This is a genomic window from Salinivibrio sp. HTSP (genome assembly GCF_003390965.1).
Lineage (GTDB): Bacteria > Pseudomonadota > Gammaproteobacteria > Enterobacterales > Vibrionaceae > Salinivibrio > Salinivibrio kushneri.
Window position 1 is genome coordinate 43,018 of sequence record NZ_PXUD01000041.1, and the last position, 18,404, is coordinate 61,421.

The 18,404-nt window shown below is 52.2% G+C and carries 20 protein-coding genes; 14 read left to right on the plus strand and 6 right to left on the minus strand.

The window, feature by feature from the left end:
- Nucleotides 1–35 precede the first annotated feature (35 nt).
- The 3 genes from ubiH (at nt 36) to gcvH (ending at nt 3,007) form a co-directional block, all read left to right on the plus strand.
- On the plus strand, nt 36–1,226 hold the full coding sequence (gene ubiH / locus C7A19_RS08975) for a 2-octaprenyl-6-methoxyphenyl hydroxylase (protein ID WP_116644729.1): 1,191 nt from the start codon (nt 36–38) through the stop codon (nt 1,224–1,226).
- Complete coding sequence (locus C7A19_RS08980; protein ID WP_116644730.1) at nt 1,223–2,455, plus strand: FAD-dependent 2-octaprenylphenol hydroxylase; 1,233 nt, start codon at nt 1,223–1,225, stop codon at nt 2,453–2,455. Before ubiH ends, C7A19_RS08980 begins: the two co-directional genes overlap by 4 nt.
- Nucleotides 2,456–2,617: 162 nt before the next feature.
- Complete coding sequence (gcvH, locus tag C7A19_RS08985; protein WP_321166657.1) at nt 2,618–3,007, plus strand: glycine cleavage system protein GcvH; 390 nt, start codon at nt 2,618–2,620, stop codon at nt 3,005–3,007.
- A 98-nt stretch (nt 3,008–3,105) separates the two neighbouring features.
- Here the strand turns inward: gcvH and C7A19_RS08990 are convergent, their stop codons facing one another.
- The 5 genes from C7A19_RS08990 to ygfZ form a co-directional block, all read right to left on the minus strand.
- A complete protein-coding gene (locus C7A19_RS08990) occupies nt 3,106–3,351 on the minus strand; it encodes a DUF1107 domain-containing protein (RefSeq protein WP_077649187.1) in 246 nt (81 codons plus the stop codon).
- Between the two features lie 118 nt (nt 3,352–3,469).
- Nucleotides 3,470–4,006 (minus strand): GNAT family N-acetyltransferase, encoded by a 537-nt coding sequence (locus C7A19_RS08995; protein WP_116644731.1) that lies wholly within the window; start codon nt 4,004–4,006, stop codon nt 3,470–3,472.
- Nucleotides 4,006–4,977 (minus strand): LysR family transcriptional regulator, encoded by a 972-nt coding sequence (locus C7A19_RS09000; protein ID WP_077458831.1) that lies wholly within the window; start codon nt 4,975–4,977, stop codon nt 4,006–4,008. The genes C7A19_RS08995 and C7A19_RS09000 overlap by 1 nt, the downstream gene beginning before the upstream one ends.
- A gap of 20 nt (nt 4,978–4,997) precedes the next feature.
- Nucleotides 4,998–5,489: a YbaK/EbsC family protein gene (locus tag C7A19_RS09005; protein ID WP_069363443.1), complete on the minus strand. Its 492-nt coding sequence runs from the start codon at nt 5,487–5,489 to the stop codon at nt 4,998–5,000.
- 3 nt (nt 5,490–5,492) lie between these two features.
- Entirely contained in the window at nt 5,493–6,470 is a 978-nt protein-coding gene (gene ygfZ, locus C7A19_RS09010; RefSeq protein ID WP_116644732.1) for a tRNA-modifying protein YgfZ, read from the minus strand.
- Nucleotides 6,471–6,686: 216 nt separating this feature from the next.
- Here ygfZ and C7A19_RS09015 point away from each other — a divergent pair, with 216 nt between their 5' ends.
- From C7A19_RS09015 to C7A19_RS09025, 3 genes are all read left to right on the plus strand, one after another.
- Complete coding sequence (locus C7A19_RS09015) at nt 6,687–6,950, plus strand: succinate dehydrogenase assembly factor 2 (protein WP_069363445.1); 264 nt, start codon at nt 6,687–6,689, stop codon at nt 6,948–6,950.
- Nucleotides 6,951–7,002: 52 nt separating this feature from the next.
- Entirely contained in the window at nt 7,003–7,329 is a 327-nt protein-coding gene (locus tag C7A19_RS09020; RefSeq protein WP_116644733.1) for a hypothetical protein, read from the plus strand.
- Nucleotides 7,330–7,436: 107 nt separating this feature from the next.
- Nucleotides 7,437–9,269 carry a methyl-accepting chemotaxis protein gene (locus tag C7A19_RS09025; protein WP_116644734.1) on the plus strand — a complete coding sequence of 611 codons (1,833 nt, stop codon included), beginning with the start codon at nt 7,437–7,439 and terminating at the stop codon, nt 9,267–9,269.
- Between the two features lie 78 nt (nt 9,270–9,347).
- On the opposite strand, the gene nadB is transcribed toward C7A19_RS09025, so the two are convergent.
- Complete coding sequence (gene nadB / locus C7A19_RS09030) at nt 9,348–10,964, minus strand: L-aspartate oxidase (protein ID WP_069363448.1); 1,617 nt, start codon at nt 10,962–10,964, stop codon at nt 9,348–9,350.
- 332 nt (nt 10,965–11,296) lie between these two features.
- Between nadB and rpoE the strand changes: the two genes are divergently transcribed.
- The 8 genes from rpoE (at nt 11,297) to era (ending at nt 18,392) form a co-directional block, all read left to right on the plus strand.
- Complete coding sequence (gene rpoE / locus C7A19_RS09035; RefSeq protein WP_046074081.1) at nt 11,297–11,878, plus strand: RNA polymerase sigma factor RpoE; 582 nt, start codon at nt 11,297–11,299, stop codon at nt 11,876–11,878.
- A 32-nt stretch (nt 11,879–11,910) separates the two neighbouring features.
- On the plus strand, nt 11,911–12,543 hold the full coding sequence (locus C7A19_RS09040; RefSeq protein ID WP_077484384.1) for an RseA family anti-sigma factor: 633 nt from the start codon (nt 11,911–11,913) through the stop codon (nt 12,541–12,543).
- Nucleotides 12,540–13,523 carry a sigma-E factor regulatory protein RseB gene (gene rseB / locus C7A19_RS09045; RefSeq protein WP_077458825.1) on the plus strand — a complete coding sequence of 328 codons (984 nt, stop codon included), beginning with the start codon at nt 12,540–12,542 and terminating at the stop codon, nt 13,521–13,523. The genes C7A19_RS09040 and rseB overlap by 4 nt, the downstream gene beginning before the upstream one ends.
- Nucleotides 13,520–14,017, plus strand: coding sequence for a SoxR reducing system RseC family protein (locus C7A19_RS09050; protein ID WP_069363451.1), 498 nt, complete (start codon nt 13,520–13,522; stop codon nt 14,015–14,017). The genes rseB and C7A19_RS09050 overlap by 4 nt, the downstream gene beginning before the upstream one ends.
- Nucleotides 14,018–14,095: 78 nt before the next feature.
- The gene (lepA, locus tag C7A19_RS09055) at nt 14,096–15,892 is read left to right on the plus strand and encodes a translation elongation factor 4 (protein WP_069363452.1); all 1,797 of its coding nucleotides are present in this window, start codon (nt 14,096–14,098) and stop codon (nt 15,890–15,892) included.
- Nucleotides 15,893–15,906: 14 nt separating this feature from the next.
- Nucleotides 15,907–16,803 (plus strand): signal peptidase I, encoded by an 897-nt coding sequence (lepB, locus tag C7A19_RS09060; RefSeq protein ID WP_069363453.1) that lies wholly within the window; start codon nt 15,907–15,909, stop codon nt 16,801–16,803.
- A 12-nt stretch (nt 16,804–16,815) separates the two neighbouring features.
- On the plus strand, nt 16,816–17,487 hold the full coding sequence (rnc, locus tag C7A19_RS09065) for a ribonuclease III (protein WP_069363572.1): 672 nt from the start codon (nt 16,816–16,818) through the stop codon (nt 17,485–17,487).
- Nucleotides 17,487–18,392, plus strand: a complete 906-nt coding sequence (era, locus tag C7A19_RS09070) for a GTPase Era (RefSeq protein WP_077458824.1) — start codon at nt 17,487–17,489, stop codon at nt 18,390–18,392. Before rnc ends, era begins: the two co-directional genes overlap by 1 nt.
- Nucleotides 18,393–18,404 lie beyond the last annotated feature (12 nt).

Here is an 18,404-nt window from a genome sequence, read left to right on the forward strand (position 1 = left end):
GAGGTGTCAGTGACTCAGGGTGAGGAAAGAGTGGGATGAAAGCCTATGACATAGTGATCGCAGGCGGCGCAATGGCCGGGGCGACTGCCGCACTGGCCTTAGACACATTGAGTGGCGGCACACTGCGTATCGCCGTGGTCGAGGCGATGGTGCCCGATCATCGCGAGCACCCAGGTTACGATGCACGCAGTATCGCATTAGCACGAGGCAGTTGTGCAGCCTTTGCGAGCTTAGGGCTTTGGGAGTCACTCGCCCCCTTTGGCACGCCGATTCAGCATATTCATGTGTCTGATCGTGGTCACGCCGGACAAACCCATATTGACGCACAGTCGCAGGGCGTGCCTTATCTTGGCCAAGTTATCGAGTTGGCGGATGCCGGAGCGGTGCTTCACCAAAAGTTGCAACACCGCGAGGCGATCGATGTGTTTTGCCCGGATGCCGTGATGGCGATTGAGCGAACGCCGGCGGCGGTAACGGTGCGATTAAAGCAGGGACAATCTCTAACTGCTTCGCTACTCATTGCGGCTGACGGTGGGCGCTCGTCTTGTTGCCAGCAGCTTAATATTCCGCGTCAGCAACACGATTTTGGTCAGGTGGCAGTGATTGCCAATGTGTCAACCGCACTGCCTCATCAAGGCCACGCCTTTGAACGCTTTACCCAAACCGGCCCCGTGGCGCTGTTACCCATGTCGCAAGGGCGTTGCTCGTTGGTGTGGTGTATGACAGCCGAGCAAGCACAAGGGCTGATGCAAGTGAGTGATGATGCGTTTCTTCATCGCCTGCAGCAGGTGTTTGGCTGGCGTTTAGGCAAGTTGCTGCATGTTGGAGAGCGTCATGCGTATCCATTGACGCTCAACCAAGTGGTTCGCCCGGTGAGTCATCGTGTGGCCGTGGTGGGGAATGCGGCACAAAGCCTACACCCGATTGCCGGACAAGGCTTTAACCTTGGTTTGCGAGATGTGATGACGTTGGCTCATACACTGACGGAGGCGGCATCGCGTGGTGATGATATCGGTGCGATGCCAACATTGATGGCGTACGCCAAACAACGAACACCAGACCGAGATGCCACAGTGGCATTGACATCAGGGTTGGTTCACCTCTTTTCCAATGATAGCCCGCTTCTGGCGGGGGCACGTAATGCCGGGTTAGGATTAATGTCAGCATTAGAGAGTATGAAACAACCGCTTGTGCAACGCACCATAGGATGGGTAGAACCGAGATGAAAATGATCAATGCCGATGTGGCCATTGTCGGTGGCGGCATGGTGGGGCTCACACTTGCCGCCTCTCTAGCCGACACGGATTTGCGGGTGGTGGTGATAGAAGGTAAAGCGCCGGAAACGACCTTAAACGACGTACCAGAGAACCGCGTCTCTGCCTTGAGCCGAGCGAGTGAAAACATACTGCGCACCCTGGATGTCTGGCCGGGCATCGCCTCACGGCGTGTGGCCAGTTACCAACAGATGCGGGTGTGGGAGAAAGACAGTTTTGCCGACATCCATTTTGATGCGCAGGCGTTTGGCCAGCAAAATCTCGGCCATATTGTTGAAAACCGTGTGATTCAGTTGGCTTTGCTCGATAAAGTGCAAACGCAAGACAATGTGACTGTGTTGATGCCAGCGCAATGCCAATCCATGCTGCAAGGAGAGAGCGAAACCTGGTTACAACTCGCATCTGGAGGCGGTGTGACGGCGAAACTGGTCGTGGGGGCTGATGGAGCGCGATCCTGGGTGCGTGAGCAAGCCGACTTCCCCTTGGTACAGCGTGACTATGGTCATCATGCGGTGGTGGCGACGGTGCGCACGGCGGAGCCGCATCAGGGCGTTGCACGACAAGTATTTACACCGGACGGCCCCCTTGCTTTCTTGCCACTTTCAGACCCGCATTTATGTTCAATTGTTTGGTCTGTTCCCCCAGAACAAGCGACGGATTACGTCGCGGTGGACTCAGCGTCCTTTAACCGTGCCTTAACCGCTGCGTTTGATGTGCAACTCGGCCTATGTGAGGTGGTGGGACCGCGGGCTAGCTATCCGCTTACCATGCGTTATGCCCAACACTTTGCGGCGCAGCGCCTGGCTCTGGTCGGTGATGCGGCGCACACTATCCATCCTCTGGCTGGGCAAGGGGTGAATCTGGGGATGCTCGATGCGGCCGCTTTGGCGCAAACACTGACGTCACTCGCCGACAAAGGGAAAGATATTGGCCATTACGCCGGCTTACGCCAGTATGAGCGTTGGCGTAAAGCGGAAGCGGTGCAGATGATTGCGGTGATGCAAGGGTTCCGCAGCTTGTTCGCAGGCGATAATCCGATGAAAAAGCTCGTCCGTGGCGTGGGCATGCGTGCGGTCAATCATTTGCCCGGCGCCAAGCAGCCGTTTATGGCGCGGGCGTTAGGGTTGGAGGGGGACCTGCCTGATCTGGCAAAGCCTACGACGCGCACGACCACTTTTTGATGATTGCGTGATGGCTGAAATTGGCGAAAAACAGAGAATATGCTAAATAGCACAAAGACCATTGCCGAGTCGGCATGCGATCAGGTTGTGAGAGATGTTGAATGTACCGATTGACGGTGTGAGTTGTCATTGGGTGTAACAAGGAACAAGATTATGAGTGATATCCCATCTGAATTAAAATTTACCGCTACACACGAATGGGTTCGCCCTGAAGGGGAAGGCCTATTTACCATTGGCATTTCTGATCACGCCCAGGCCCTACTGGGGGATATGGTGTTTATCGATTTGCCTGATGAAGATGACACTTTTGATGCGGGTGACGATTGTGCGGTTGCAGAGTCGGTCAAGGCGGCGTCGGATATCTATGCGCCCATTTCTGGTCAAGTCGTGGCCGTCAATGAAGAGTTAGATAGCGCCCCTGAACTGGTTAACAGCGACCCATACGGCGATGGTTGGTTGTTCCAGATTCAAGCGACAGATGAGTCTGAAATCGATAGCCTGCTCGATGCGCAAAGCTATGAAGAAACGTTAGGCGATCAAGACGCAGACTAAAGGGTTAGGGGTAAGCTCGTATGCTATGCCTGTCCTTTTTATCTAAATAATAAACAGGGGCCCGTCTGACGAGCCCCTATTTGTATGGTACGGCGAAGTCAGTAAGCGGTCGGCAATGAGCCCGATTTTTCTGGCTCTCGAAGCCCGTCCTGATACACATCTCGAATCAACCCGTTAACTTCCTTCACGGTTCGGTAGTGACAGATGGTGGCGTGATCCGGTGCTTTTAACCAACCATTATCAAAATCAAATCGGCCTCTTCCTGCAATATAGACGCGACCCGAGAATAATCGTGTGACATGTTTGGCGACAAGCTTGGGGGAATAGCGATTAAAAACGCGCATAACCTCTTCTTACTGGTGTGAGTGGTTGTCACCCTATAGGGGTGTGAAAACGGCACCGATTGTGAAGTGGGTTTATGTCGCCGTGATGACACTGCCTAAAGAAATAATCACTTTATCCTTACCATAAATCCGCTTGGTTGAAGGCATCGACGCAGCACGGTTTCGCACCTAATGCCGGTAAGTCGCTATCAATCAGCGATTGCGCCAGCCAACCGTGTGGGTAGCTTAATGTATGGGGTGGCACCACCTCGATATGATCGGCTGGGTGAAACCTAAGCTGAGTGTAGAAAGCGGGGTCGCCATAGGTCACCACCGCTTGATAACCCAATGTACGTAGCTGTTCGAGTCCAGCGTTGATTAATGCTTTTCCATGTCCTTGGCGCTGATAATCAGGGTAAATAGCCATCGGAGAGAGCAGTGCAATCTTGTCCGTATGTGGGTAGGTCAATCGTGAGAAAAAGACAGCCCCCACTAACTGCTCACCGTCAAGCATCCCCCAGCCATGGCAGTCTTCACGAGGCGTTTCACCGAGCAGCTTATCGATTAAGTGATGAATAACTTCGCCGGTGTCGGCCCCCTCACTGTGCGTGAACGTTTCACTGACCCGTTGAGCAACGTAAGCAGGGTTAAGGATCGACAGAGAGACGATGTTCATTAGGTTTCCTCTTGCGCGTGAGGCTGGGTAGATAACGCTTTCAGGGAAGCGACGCGCTTATCGACAATGGTGGTTATCTGGTCAATGAGCCACTGCATTTTGGGGTGACCGCTGGCTTGATGTCGCCATGCCAAGCCAATATCAAAACCTGGGACATCAATAGGGGGTGGGCTAAATGCCAGATGGTTAGCATCGTTAAAGGTATCAAGTCGCGCCATAAGCTCTGGCACGGTACACAGCAGTTGTCGCCCTTTTAGCAACTGCCTTACGGTTAAAAAGCGCTGCGATCCCATCACCACTTGTCGATGATAGCCTAGCGCTTCTAAACGCGCATCTATCGGGCTAGAAAGCTGGCCGTAAGTGCTCACCAAGGCGTGCGGCGTGGCGACAAAATCGGCCACGCTGATGGGGGCATCCAGTCCTGTACTTTGAGGGTCAAACAGACACACGTGTTGTTCGCGATATAATACCTGGCTGTCGAGAATATCGCTGTTTTCCGGGATCACGCCGATCACCGCGTCGACATCATCATTTTTAATCGCATCCAGACAGTGGCGACGATCGACTGGCCGTAAGCTAAGTTGTGCTAAAGGAAGTTGTTGGTTGAGGGTATCGAACAACGCCGGCGCGAAGATAAGCTCCGCGTAGTCGGTGAGTCCAAGGCGGATCTGACCATCAAAAAGGGCAGGTTCAAAAGCGGGCGGAGTCAGCACGTCCGTGGCGAGTGTGTCGAGTAGCGCCTCAATTTTAGGGGCGATATCGAGCGCGCGGGCGGTGGGCACCATTTGGTGTCCGCGCCGCTCAAAAAGGGGATCGTCTAGCATCGTACGCAGACGCGCCAAGCTGTGGCTCATGGCTGATTGACCCAGAGATAGGCGCTCTGCAGCCCCAGTCACACTGCGGGTTTCCATTAAAGTGACAAAGGTCACCAACAAGTTGAGATCGTATTTCCGCCAGTATTTTTGCGCCATCCGTTGCGTGACTCCTACATCTAACCGTCTTGAACGCGGCATATGTCGCCGCGTAAAGGCTGGCAAAGTACGAGAAGATCTTTCACTCTCACCCATAATCCGGCGTGAGGATCACCGCTGCTAATGGTGACCGTTTCATAGCGCCAGATCTGCTCATCAAACACCAACGCCAGATCCGGTGACAGTCCCAATGGCGCGACAGTGCCACGCGCGTAGCCGGTTGTACTTTGCACTTGTTGTGCACTGGCAAGCGTCATTCGTCGGTATCCCAGCAGCTGGCGGACTTTGGGCGGGCTCACTTGTTGGTCGCCTGGTACGCAGGCCACCGCATAACGCCCGCCCATATCGCGCAACACCATGGTTTTAAGCATCTGAGCAGGATCAATCCCCCGTTGTGCAGCGGTGTCTTCAATCGATTGGGTCGCGCGTGATTGCCACAGTATTTGGTAGCGAATATCGGCGCTATCGAGTGCGGCAGTCACGGGTGTTTGCCAATGAGGATCCGTGTGCACGGCTCAATCGTCGTCATCGAGTGAATAGGGGAGTGGCTCACGGTGCCATGCATGTGAGGGAGACTCGGCCAGGCGGAAAGCGGTGTCGTCGTCCAGGTTATTTGGCAGTACGGCTAACACGCTCGCATTACCATTCACATCGCGATAGCCAGCAATAACTGTCCCGCCTGAACGCCAATTGTCGCCCACCGCGCGTTCGATTTTATCGCCTGCAGCAGGTGTGTGCTCGGCTTGGCCGCTGAGTTTGTACATGGCACGCTTGTTCATGCCTCGATACTTGGCTCGCGCCACAGTTTCTTGGCCGGTGTAACAGCCCTTGGTGAAGCTGATCGCATCCAGCGCCTGAAGGTTTAACGATTGCGGGATAAATTCGCCGCTGGTGGCCTGCTCAATACGGGGTAATGCGGCATCAATATCCCACTTATCCCAATACTCATGGGTAAGCAAGGTCGCAGAGGCTTGATTGATAAGCGCTGTGGCGTTGGCCGCGTCAACCACCAATAACCAGCGGTGTGGTTCAATATGTACGGCGGTGCCCGCTTGCCCTTGGCGAACGTCACCTTGCGGGCCAAAGTGATCGGCCACCCATTTGTCTGCCTGCGTGCCAATCACACCGAGCAATACGGCATCGACTTTTTCAAACTCAATCTTTGAAAAGATGGCGTATTTTTTCACCTCTTGAACTTGGGTGGCTTCAATCGAGGCCGGTTGCACCATGGCGAGCCCGTCTTGGTAATGGAAAAAACGCAGCACCGACCAGACTTTGCCTTTTGGATCGCAATGAGCGGCAAGGGTCGATTTATCCTCTGCAAGGCTGGCAATGTCGCAAGTGAGTTGGCCTTGTAAGTAGCTTTTTGTATCGTCGCCGCTCACTTTAGTGATTGCCCAGTTATCAAGAGCAACTATCGCCAGTTCAGGCTGTGGGTCACTGGGGTGTGTATCCGCAGGCTCAAAGGCCACGGTTTGATACCATTCGCTCATAACACTCACGCTCTCTGTTGAGAAAATATAGACTCTGCCCCGTATACTAATAGGGAGGATAAAGCTTGTCAGCCTTTGTATTGTAGGGCTATTACGGTGTCTTGCTGATTAACGCTAGAGAGCTCTCAGATTCACCGTTTGTTTTCCGGCAAAAGTAGTCGCCTGATGGCGGCATTGATAGTATGCAAGCACTGACATCATTGATAGAGGTAAGCAATGGTTAACACCGAGGATAAAGCGCGGATTCGTTGGGCATGTCGTCGTGGCATGTTAGAGCTGGATGTGTTGGTTATGCCTTATTTTGAAGCCTGCTACGACACGCTAAATGAACAAGAAAAGCAGGATTTTGTCGCATTTTTGGAAAGCGCAGATCCGGATTTGTTTGCGTGGTTGATGGGGCATGGTAAACCTGACGACCCCAAGATGAAGTCTGTTGTCGATAAGGTCGTCGCTTATAACCGCAGTAAGTTACGTACATAGTCACCTACAGTGCCCGCGTTATGTCACTGTCTGCCTGGTTTTGCTGGGAACGATGGTGACTTGGCTGGCCATGGCGCATGTTTCCCTTCCTTTAAGTGCTCGTGCTGTGCTAACCCTTTGGGCGGTGCGAGACTTGCGCTTTTTCCATGCTCACCTAATCGGTAGCGAGGGGCCTTTTCGCTTTTCCTCTGATGCTTGGGCTGTGATGCCCAATGGACAGTATCGAAAATTATCCTGTGTTTATGCGACCCCATGGCTGCTGGTGCTGACCTCTCGTGTGGATGCGCAATACGTGTATATTTGGCGTCATGGCCTTCCAGATTATCATTTTCGTCTGATTTATCGGCACTGCTGTCAGCAAGGTCGGGATATAATGTGACATATTTGTGACAAACTGGTTGCGTGGCTTTACTTTTTCTCTTTATCACCGATATTCAAGGGACACGGATAAAATCCATTCTGCTCAGATAATGCTGTAGGGTCGCTATGAATATTAAACAAAAACTTTTGTCACTCACCTTGATGTCGGTGTTGGCACTCCTCGCGGTGGCGGCGATTGCGTGGAAGGCGGAAACACGGCTGCAAAAAATGCACAATCAGCTAACCACTGTCTCTGATCTTGAGGTGATATTGCTCAACTTACGCCGCAATGAGAAAGACTTTCTCGCGCGCATGGATCCTAAATACCTCTCCCGTTTTGATAATAATGTTGATGCGTTTAATCAGCTGCTGAGTGATTTTCGCGCCCGCAGTGCCTCTCTGGGGTTAGAGACCGCGACCATTGATAAAGTGAAAAGCGCGATGAAAGGGTATGCTAGTGGGTTTCGTGATCTGGGTAAGGGCTACCAAACATTGGGGTTAACCCCTGAGCAGGGGATCCGCGGACAAATGCAAAACGCGAGCAAGAAAATGGTGGCAGCGACCCAAAATGACATTGTGCTGGAGAGTAGCGCTCGCCTGTTAGCCGCAGATGCCAAACTGTTTGTGCAAAGCAGTAACCTTGACTACATCGATGAATATCAAAGCCAAATGCAAGCGCTTGAAGAGTACCTTCGCGGTGACCTACTGGCGTTGTTTCAAGCGCATCAGGCGCAAGTGGACCAAATTGTTGCCCAGAAAAAGACATTGGGGTTAGCGGCGGACAAAGGTTTGCGCGGACAAATTCGTGGTAAAACCCACCAAGTGGAAGAAATGTTTGATGTGCTAAGCCAAGAGTATGAGCAGGCCATCGAGCAAGCATTGCGCCAAACTGTGACGTTTACCGGCTCGGCGGTATTAATACTGGCACTGATCATGACAGTGATTTCTTTATGGATGAACCGTGGCATTCAACAGCGTATTTACCGGTTCAGTGAGCAAATGGCTGCCATCACCAAGCAGCGGGATCTGACCCTGAGAGCGGATGAAAATGGGCGTGATGAGATCTCATTGATGGCTAAAGATGTCAATCAGATGCTCGCCAGTGTCCAGGCTATGGTGGTCGACGTGAGTCGCGCCATACAAGCGCTTAACCACAGTGCAGAGCAAGTTGAGTCGCGCACTGAAGCCACCGGGTCCGCATTGTCTACCCAGTTAGATGAAACTACCCATGCGGCGACCGCGATGAATGAGATGGAAAGTACGATTCGCGATATCGCGGGCAACACGGATCAGGCTGCGGAGAATGCGCGTACCAGTTTAGGTCGGGCCGAAAATGGACAAAAAGTGGTCGACGACACCAAGGCAATGATCATGACACTGGCAGACACGCTTAGTAATACCAGCAACGAGGTGCTTGAACTAAGTAAGCTGTCTGAAACCATCGGTTCAGTATTAGATGTGATTAAAGATATTTCTGAGCAAACCAACCTGCTGGCGCTTAACGCGGCGATTGAAGCGGCGCGCGCCGGTGAGCAAGGGCGTGGCTTTGCGGTGGTCGCTGATGAGGTGCGTCAGCTAGCGACCCGTACTCGTGAGTCGACCGATGAAATTTCTGGCATTATCACCTCGTTGCAAGAGCAAACCCAGTCGGTGTCTGAGCGTATGGAGCAAAGCCGAGAAGATGGGGAAACATCTGTGGGTAAAGTGGAAGCAGCCTCGCAAGAGCTATCGCAAATCATGGCCGATATGCAAAACATTATGGATATGAGCACCCACATTGCCACGGCGATCGAGCAGCAAAGTTCGGTGGCGAAAGAAGTCAACCAAAACGTGCACAACATTCAAGATATCGCGCAAAACAGTACCGAACGCGCCAACCAGAACCGCGAAGCGGCACACAAGGTGGCCGAAGAAGCGGCGCACCTTGAGCGTGCAGTGAGCGAGTTTAAAAGCGAATAACCACGATGATATCCAGTAAAAAGGCCAGCCTCGTGAGGCTGGCCTTTATCGTTAAAGCAGCAGACGGCGCGAAACCCACTAGCAGGGCTGGTCCGGGGTTAACACGGTGGGACCGGATTGCTCGTTAGGCTCAGGGTAATCAATGGTATAGTGAAGGCCTCGGCTTTCTTTGCGTTGCATGGCACAACGAACCATGAGTTCTGCCACCTGTAAAAGGTTACGTAATTCCAACAGGTTGTTTGAGACCCGGAAATTCGCATAGTACTCATGTGTTTCTTGCTTGAGCAGCTCGATACGGCGTAGTGCTCGTTCTAACCGTTTGGTTGAGCGGACAATGCCCATGTAATCCCACATAAAAAGACGTAACTCATGCCAGTTGTGCTGGATCACCACTTCTTCGTCAGAACAAATGACCTGACTCTCATCCCAAGGGGGGAGTGCGGTATGGGGCTCGATATGGTCTGAGTGCGCTTTAATATGTTCAGCCGCTGACCACGCATACACCACACACTCTAGCAGCGAGTTAGAGGCCATACGGTTGGCACCATGCAAGCCGGTGTAGCTTACTTCCCCAATCGCGTATAAGCCGGGCAGGTCTGTGGTGCCGTTTTTATCCACCATCACGCCACCACAGGTGTAGTGGGCGGCAGGGACAATAGGGATCGGCTCTTTGGTCAGATCGATGCCGTATTGTTTGAGCTTTTCGTAGATGGTGGGGAAGTGTTTGATCACAAAGTCAGGGTCTTTGTGGCTGATGTCGAGATACATGCAGTCGGCGCCAAGGCGCTTCATCTCGTAGTCAATCGCTCGGGCCACCACATCACGCGGGGCAAGCTCGCCGCGTGCGTCGAAGTCTGACATAAAGCGTGAGCCATCTGGGCGTTTTAAGTGTGCGCCTTCACCGCGTAACGCTTCCGTGAGCAAAAAGTTGCGCGCGTCTGGATGGTACAGGCACGTAGGATGAAACTGGTTGAATTCTAAGTTGGCGACGCGACAACCTGCCCGCCATGCCATGGCGATGCCATCACCGGATGACACATCGGGGTTAGAGGTGTATTGATACACCTTGGAAGCACCGCCAGTGGCGAGCACCACATAGTTAGTGCGCACGGTCTCAACCACTTCTTGGTTTCGGTTCCAGATGTAGGCCCCGAGCACGTGGTTAGCGCCACCCAATCCGACTTTTTTACGGGTGATGATATCCAGCGCATTGTGCCGTTCGAGCAGGGTGATATTTGGGTGCTGACGGACATTGTCTTGCAGAGAGTTTTGCACGGCCATCCCGGTGGCATCGGCGGTATGCAAGATACGGCGATGGCTATGGCCGCCTTCACGGGTTAAATGATACCGAGGGGTGTCGTCGTCGCTATCTTCTTGATCGAACGGAACACCGCCATCAATTAACCACTGCACGCAATCTTTAGCATTGCGAGCAATAAAGTCCACGACCTGGGTATCGCAGATACCTGCGCCCGCGATTTGGGTATCTTCGACATGAGACTCGACCGAGTCTTGCTCGTCAAACACCGCGGCAATACCGCCCTGTGCGTAAAGCGTGGCCCCTTCGCTGAGCGGGCCTTTGCTCAATACAATCACCTTGTGGGTTGGCGCTAAGCGGAGCGCCAGTGACAAGCCAGCGGCACCACTGCCGATAACTAGCACGTCACATTGATGTTCCTGGGTTGTGGTCGTCATGATCCCTAATCCTCTTTCTGCGCACCCAATGTTACACCAATTTGACGTGGCTGCGCGCGGTAAGATCAAATCCCGTACCGCTTGGGTGAAAGTTTGCAACCGTGGCATGGTTCGGGCGACAATGCCCTCAGTCAAAGAGACCGTCTTTGACCATTCCGTCACAGTAATGTGATTCAACGCATAATAAAACCAACATGGTGAGGAACTTTTCGCCGGCTGGATTATCGAATCGTGTGCGAAAGCTCGCAAGCGGGTTTAACCGCGCTCTGACAACGTCGGGCCTAGAATTTCGATAATCGGGCGGAAAGATCAACCAAGGAGTAAACGCTCGAATGGGCGAGCAGCTAACCGACCAGGTTCTAATAGAACGTGTACAGAATGGTGACAAGCAAGCTTTCAATCTGTTAGTCGTCAAATATCAGAATAAGGTATGTAACCTTATCGCCCGCTATGTCGGTACACACAGTGGCGATATTCCAGATATTGCGCAAGAGGCGTTTATCAAAGCGTATCGTGCATTGCCGGGATTTCGGGGCGAGAGTGCGTTTTATACTTGGCTGTATCGCATTGCTGTGAACACCGCAAAAAACCATTTGGTGGCGCAAGGACGACGTCCGCCAGGCAGCGATATTGATGCCGACGAAGCAGAAAATTACGAAAGTGGGGGGTCTTTAAAAGAAATATCGAACCCTGAAAACTTGATGTTGTCAGATGAGTTAAGACAGGTGGTATTTTCGACCATAGAAACACTGCCTGACGACTTAAGAACCGCAATTACCTTACGGGAGCTCGATGGGCTCAGCTATGAGGAAATTGCACAGGTAATGGATTGTCCAGTCGGTACGGTGCGGTCGCGTATTTTCCGAGCGCGTGAAGCGGTTGAAAAACGCATCCGGCCACTGATGAAACGGTAACGAGTTTTACTGGCTGCATGACGGTGACTTGAATGACGGATAGAGAAAAAATTTCAGCGTTATTGGATGGCGAATTAGTGGATACGTCAGTGATCCACGAGATTGAGCGAGATGATAACGCGCAACAGGCTTGGGGGCGTTTTAGCACCATTCGCGATGTGATGCGTGGTGAGGCACCCAGCTCGTTGCAATGGAACATTGCCGATTCTGTAGCGTCCGCGCTGGAAGCAGAACCTGCTTATCAAGGCGATCACCTTGATAATAATGTGCACCCGATGCACGAGTCACAGCCGCGTCCGGAAAAGGCGCGTCGCCACTTACCAGGGTGGCTGCAGCAACTGACGCAGGTAAGCGTTGCCGCGTGTGTCTCGTTGGCCGTGATCGTGGGCGTGCAGCACTATAATCAGTCTGATGCGAGTTCGCCGGTGGCCAGTACGCAAACCCAGCCGCCCGTACTCGAAACCATTCCTTTTGCAGGGGCTGCTGAACCCGTGAGTTTGAGCCGTGACGATCTACGCGCCACGCCTTCTGAGGCCGAGTTGATGGAGCAGCGTCGCCGCGTCAATGCCATGCTCAAAGACTATGAATTGCAGCTTCGCTTGAATAAGGATAGGCTGTCTAACCATCAGACAATGGCACCGTCGACAAGCAGTAATAATCAATGAAAAAAACTCTGATCGGTGCGCTTGCGCTGGTCAGTTTGATGTCTGCGCAAGCCTCGGCCGAACCCTCTGCCGAGGCTTTGTTACATCAAATGGATACCGCAAGCGACACCCTAGATTATGAAGTGTCCTACATCTTGGTAGGTAAAAATAGCCTCGAACCCCTTCGCTTTCGTCATGCTCAAGTTGGGGATGATGCTTACGGCCACCTTATGTATCTCAGTGGTCCACCGCGAGAAGTGATCCGTCGAGGCGGTGAAATCAGTTATTTTGAACCCGGCTACGATCCTTTCACCATTGCCAGTGATCATATGGTTGCGCCTTTGCCAACGCTTATCCAAGCCGATATCGATGTGCTGGCTAACCATTATGATTTTGTTTCTATGGGGCACGCGCGTGAAGCGGGGATGGATTGCCAAGTAGTTCGAATTACACCGAAAGACGGGGAGCGCTATTCGTACGTATTATGGTTAGATGAGAACAGCAAACTCCCTGTTAGAGCGGATTTGCTCGACCGAGATGGCGATCCGCTTGAGCAATATCGTGCGTTGTCGTTGGTCGTCTCGTCACAAATCAGTACCTCAATGCAAAAGCTGGCTGAGCTGGCTCTGCCACCGGTACTGACCTTGCCGCAAACCACGCAGCGCTCCGACTTGGACTGGCAGGTCACTGCGTTACCCGAAGGATTTGAGCCTGTGTACAGCAATCGCCACCGTTTGATGATGACCAAGCGCGCGGTGGAGAGTCAGATGTTTAGTGATGGCCTATTCAGCTTTTCTGTGTATCTTGCCAAAGCCGATGATGTCTCGGTGCGTAAGCAAATTGTTCGCCAAGGTCGGCGCACACTGCATAGCGTGACCAGTGGCAATGCAGAAATTACGGTGGTCGGCGATATTCCTCCTGAAACCGCTAAACGGGTGGCGGAGTCTGTCCGTATTATTGATATGCCCGCGAGTCAGTCAGAGCAGGAGGTCGAACCATGATCAAAGCATTGGCAGAAGTCACCAGCTACCAAGATGGTTGGTTGTCATTGGCCTGCCAGCAGCAAACCAGTTGCGGTAGCTGCCAGTCACAAAGCCAATGTGGCACTGGTATTGTGTCCAAAGCCCTTCCGGGTAAGGTTAAACACCTCAAAGTGCGCGCGCCAAAACCCTTGCCAGCCGGCACCTTAGTTGAAATCGGCTTGGGTGAAGCGACCTTGTTACGCTCCGCGTTATTGGTCTACATGGTCCCCCTGGCGATGATGCTAATAGGGGCATTGCTCGGACAATTCTTCTTCGCCACACTTGCCGGCAGCGGGGAAGGCGGGGTGATCGCATTAAGTCTAGGGCTGGGCGCGGTTGGTGTGGCGCTCGCCCGTTACCTCGCACCGCGTATCGGTACCCAAGATGAGCAACAACCTCTGCTTTTACGCGTGATGGGGGAGCCGGTCTCAGACTTGTCCGTCATAAATACCACACAGCAGGATAGCGACTAGCCACTATTTTCGGTAGAATCGCGCTCACTTGATCTTAGGATCCCATTCTTATTGATAACGAGTAAGTCACACCAACACATGAAGCATATTCGTAACTTTTCGATCATCGCCCATATTGACCACGGTAAGTCGACGCTTTCTGACCGACTGATTCAAGTATGTGGCGGCCTAACTGACCGGGAAATGGCAGATCAAGTTCTTGATTCAATGGATCTGGAACGTGAACGCGGTATCACCATCAAAGCACAAAGTGTGACACTGAACTACAAAGCCAAAGACGGCAATGTGTATCAGCTCAACTTCATCGATACGCCAGGACACGTTGACTTCTCTTATGAGGTGTCACGCTCGCTCAAGGCGTGTGAAGGTGCTTTGCTGGTGGTCGATGCAGGACAAGGGGTTGAGGCACAGACGCTCGCCAACTGCTACACCGCCATTGATATGGACCTGGAAGTGGTACCTGTTCTGAATAAGATTGACTTGCCAGCCGCCGATCCTGATCGCGTGGCGCAAGAAATTGAGGACATTGTCGGTATCGAAGCGATTGAAGCGACTCGCTGCTCGGCGAAAACCGGCATGGGTGTTGATGATGTCCTTGAAGACATTGTACGCCAGATCCCGCCTCCAGAAGGGGATCCTGATGCGCCAACGCAAGCGCTGATTATTGACTCCTGGTTTGATAAATACCTGGGCGTGGTGTCTTTGGTGCGTATTCGTGAAGGCTCGCTGAAAAAAGGCGACAAAGTGAAAATCATGAGCACGGGCCAAGAATGGAACGTGGACAGCATTGGTATTTTCACGCCTAAGCGTAAAGAGCTTAATGGCCTGCAAACTGGTGAAGTTGGCTGGGTGATCTGCGGGATCAAAGATATCCTCGGTGCACCAGTGGGCGATACAATCACCCATGCTAAAAACGGCTGTGAAAAACGCATCGAAGGTTTCCAGCAAGTGAAGCCGCAAGTGTATGCCGGACTTTTCCCGATTTCATCGGATGATTACGAAAGCTTCCGTGATGCTTTGGATAAGCTGAGCCTGAATGATGCTTCTTTGTTCTTTGAGCCGGAAAGTTCGGCGGCACTGGGCTTTGGTTTCCGTTGTGGCTTCCTTGGCATGCTGCACATGGAAATCATCCAAGAGCGGTTGGAGCGCGAGTATAACCTCGATCTTATCACCACCGCCCCGACTGTGGTGTACGAGGTGACCCAAAATGATGGCGAGATCATTTACGTTGACAGTCCATCCAAACTGCCACCAATCAATGATATTGAGGCGATTGGCGAGCCAATCTCGCGTTGTAATATATTGGTGCCGAGTGAGTTTGTCGGTAACGTCATTTCACTGTGCGTAGAAAAGCGTGGTGTGCAGGTTGATATGGTTTATCACGGTAACCAAGTGGCACTGACCTATGATATTCCGATGGCTGAAGTGGTCCTCGATTTCTTTGACCGGATAAAGTCAACGTCGCGCGGTTACGCATCGTTAGATTATAACTTCGAGCGCTATGAAGTCTCTGACATGGTGCGGGTAGATATCCTCCTTAACGGTGAACGTGTCGATGCGCTGGCGATTATCACTCACCGTGCGCACGCACAGCCGCGTGGTCGCGAGTTGGTGGAAAAAATGAAAGAGTTTATTCCTCGCCAACAGTTTGATATTGCTATCCAAGCGTCGATTGGCAACCATATTATTGCCCGTTCGACGGTGAAACAGTTACGCAAAAACGTGACCGCGAAGTGTTACGGTGGTGACGTGAGTCGTAAGAAGAAGCTTCTGCAAAAGCAAAAAGAAGGTAAAAAGCGAATGAAGCAGGTCGGTAATGTCGAGCTGCCGCAAGAAGCCTTTTTGGCCATTTTGCACGTGGGCAAAGATAAATAACGACGGACTCCATTATGGCCAATACGTTTTCTTTGATTTTAGTGCTGGTGACCTTGGTCACCGGCATTGTTTGGGCGTTAGATAAATACCGCTGGGCACCGCGTCGTCGTCAGACAGCAGGGGAAACCCTCAAGGTGTCAGCGCGTGAACTGGATGCTGAACAAGTCGCTAAAGTGGCGCCTCAACCGAGCTGGGTTGAAAATATGGCGTCTATTTTTCCAGTGATCGCGGTGGTACTGGTGCTGCGCTCGTTTATTTATGAGCCGTTCCAAATTCCATCCGGTTCGATGATGCCTACCTTATTGGTCGGGGACTTCATCTTGGTGGAAAAGTTTGCCTATGGCTTACGCGATCCTGCCTTCCACACTGAAATTGTCGAAACTGGCAAACCAGAGCGTGGTGATATCGTGGTGTTCAAATACCCACCTCAGCCCAATATTGATTATATTAAGCGTGCGGTGGGACTGCCCGGCGATACCGTGGTGTATGAAGACAAGCGCCTATGTATTCAGCCCAAGGGCGAATCCCAGTGCCAGCCGGTGCCGATTGACGACATCCAGCCAAGCGCGTTTGTTCAAGCGGGCATTAACTTGGTGCAAGCACAGGAGCAACTGGGTGAACAGTCTCACCAGATCCTTGTCCACCCGAAAAAACGTGACCGCGTGAGTGCGTACCAGCCACGCCCTGGCGTCAACCGCTGGGTCGTGCCAGAAGGACACTACTTTATGATGGGAGATAACCGCGATAATAGCGCCGATAGTCGCTTCTGGGGCTTTGTCCCTGAGCGCAATCTCGTGGGCAAAGCCGTCGCTATTTGGGTCAGCTTTGAATTTGAGCGCTCCAGTGATAGCTGGCTACCATCGTGGGTACCGACAGGCATTCGCTTTAACCGTATTGGTGGAATTGATTAATTCTGGACTATGATGACAAAACTAACAGATAAGTTGCAGCGTGATATCGGCTACCAATTTAGCAACGCTGCGTTACTCGAATTGGCGTTAACGCACCGCAGTGCCAACGGCACCCATAATGAGCGTCTTGAGTTTTTAGGCGACTCGATTTTGAGCTTTGTAATTGCCGAGGATCTTTACCACCGTTTTCCGAAAGTGGACGAAGGCGACATGAGCCGCATGCGGGCGACCTTGGTCAGGGGGAACACCTTGGCAGAGATTGGGCGCGAGTTTTCTCTGGGCGAAGTGATGCGACTTGGCCCAGGAGAACTTAAAAGTGGCGGATTTCGTCGTGACTCGATTCTCGCTGACGCCGTAGAAGCCTTGATTGGCGCGATCTTTTTGGACAGTGATATCAACCGGGTACAAGCCATTATTTTAAATTGGTATCAACACCGTCTCGAGACCATTGAACCTGGCGCGAGTCAAAAGGATCCGAAAACCCGATTGCAAGAGCACCTGCAGGGTAAACGCAAACCCTTGCCGTCTTACACGGTGATGAAAGTGCGTGGTGAGGCACACAACCAAGAGTTTACGGTAGAGTGCCAAGTATCAGGACTGGAGTGTTCTGTGATTGGAAAAGGCAGCAGTCGTCGCAAGGCAGAGCAAGCGGCTGCAGAACTCGCGTTACAGAAGTTAACATAATGACTGATACACAGCGCTGTGGCTTTATTGCCATTGTAGGCCGGCCGAACGTCGGCAAATCAACATTACTAAACCGCTTAGTGGGGCAAAAGCTGTCGATCACTTCGCGTAAACCGCAAACGACACGTCACCGCATCATGGGGGTCGATACCCGTGATAATTATCAAGCGGTCTACGTGGATACCCCAGGGCTGCATATCGAAGAAAAGCGCGCGATCAACCGCTTGATGAACCGCGCGGCGAATAGCTCGTTAACCGATGTTGAACTGGTGTTATTTTTGGTCGATGGCACCCATTGGACCAAAGACGATGAGATGGTGCTCAACAAGTTGGCACGCTCTGGTCTGCCAACGGTCTTATTGGTTAATAAAGTCGATAATGTGAAAGAGAAAACCGAGCTCTTTCCACACCTACAAACCTTGTCGGAGAAGATGGAGTTTGTTGACGTGATCCCGGTGTCGGCGAAACACGGCACCAATATCGATGTGGTTGAGCAGAAGGTACGTGATGCCTTACCGGAAAGTGAGTTTTACTTTCCTGAAGAATATATCACTGACCGCTCTCAGCGTTTTATGGCCTCCGAAATTATCCGCGAAAAGCTGATGCGCTTTACCGGTGAAGAGCTGCCTTACTCGGTCACCGTCGAAATTGAGCGCTTTGACTACAATCCAGAAACGGACGGCTTTCATATCAATGGCTTGATCTTGGTTGAGCGCAACGGCCAAAAGAAAATGGTCATTGGTAAAGGCGGTGAGAAGATCAAGCGCATTGGCCGTGAAGCGCGTTTAGATATGGAAGAGCTGTATGAGCGCAAGGTGTATCTTGAGCTTTGGGTTAAAGTGAAGTCAGGTTGGGCCGACGATGAACGTGCCCTGCGTAGCCTCGGCTATATTGACGATCTCTAAGCGATCGACGGA

Coding starts and splice junctions, on each gene's coding strand:
- ubiH (WP_116644729.1), top strand. CDS start 36: ATGAAAGCCTATGACATAGTGATCGCAGGCGGCGCAATGGCCGGGGCG.
- C7A19_RS08980 (WP_116644730.1), top strand. CDS start 1,223: ATGAAAATGATCAATGCCGATGTGGCCATTGTCGGTGGCGGCATGGTG.
- C7A19_RS08990 (WP_077649187.1), bottom strand. CDS start 3,351: ATGCGCGTTTTTAATCGCTATTCCCCCAAGCTTGTCGCCAAACATGTC.
- C7A19_RS08995 (WP_116644731.1), bottom strand. CDS start 4,006: ATGAACATCGTCTCTCTGTCGATCCTTAACCCTGCTTACGTTGCTCAA.
- C7A19_RS09000 (WP_077458831.1), bottom strand. CDS start 4,977: ATGGCGCAAAAATACTGGCGGAAATACGATCTCAACTTGTTGGTGACC.
- ygfZ (WP_116644732.1), bottom strand. CDS start 6,470: ATGAGCGAATGGTATCAAACCGTGGCCTTTGAGCCTGCGGATACACAC.
- C7A19_RS09015 (WP_069363445.1), top strand. CDS start 6,687: ATGGTTAACACCGAGGATAAAGCGCGGATTCGTTGGGCATGTCGTCGT.
- C7A19_RS09020 (WP_116644733.1), top strand. CDS start 7,003: ATGGTGACTTGGCTGGCCATGGCGCATGTTTCCCTTCCTTTAAGTGCT.
- C7A19_RS09025 (WP_116644734.1), top strand. CDS start 7,437: ATGAATATTAAACAAAAACTTTTGTCACTCACCTTGATGTCGGTGTTG.
- nadB (WP_069363448.1), bottom strand. CDS start 10,964: ATGACGACCACAACCCAGGAACATCAATGTGACGTGCTAGTTATCGGC.
- rpoE (WP_046074081.1), top strand. CDS start 11,297: ATGGGCGAGCAGCTAACCGACCAGGTTCTAATAGAACGTGTACAGAAT.
- C7A19_RS09040 (WP_077484384.1), top strand. CDS start 11,911: ATGACGGATAGAGAAAAAATTTCAGCGTTATTGGATGGCGAATTAGTG.
- rseB (WP_077458825.1), top strand. CDS start 12,540: ATGAAAAAAACTCTGATCGGTGCGCTTGCGCTGGTCAGTTTGATGTCT.
- C7A19_RS09050 (WP_069363451.1), top strand. CDS start 13,520: ATGATCAAAGCATTGGCAGAAGTCACCAGCTACCAAGATGGTTGGTTG.
- lepA (WP_069363452.1), top strand. CDS start 14,096: ATGAAGCATATTCGTAACTTTTCGATCATCGCCCATATTGACCACGGT.
- lepB (WP_069363453.1), top strand. CDS start 15,907: ATGGCCAATACGTTTTCTTTGATTTTAGTGCTGGTGACCTTGGTCACC.
- rnc (WP_069363572.1), top strand. CDS start 16,816: ATGACAAAACTAACAGATAAGTTGCAGCGTGATATCGGCTACCAATTT.
- era (WP_077458824.1), top strand. CDS start 17,487: ATGACTGATACACAGCGCTGTGGCTTTATTGCCATTGTAGGCCGGCCG.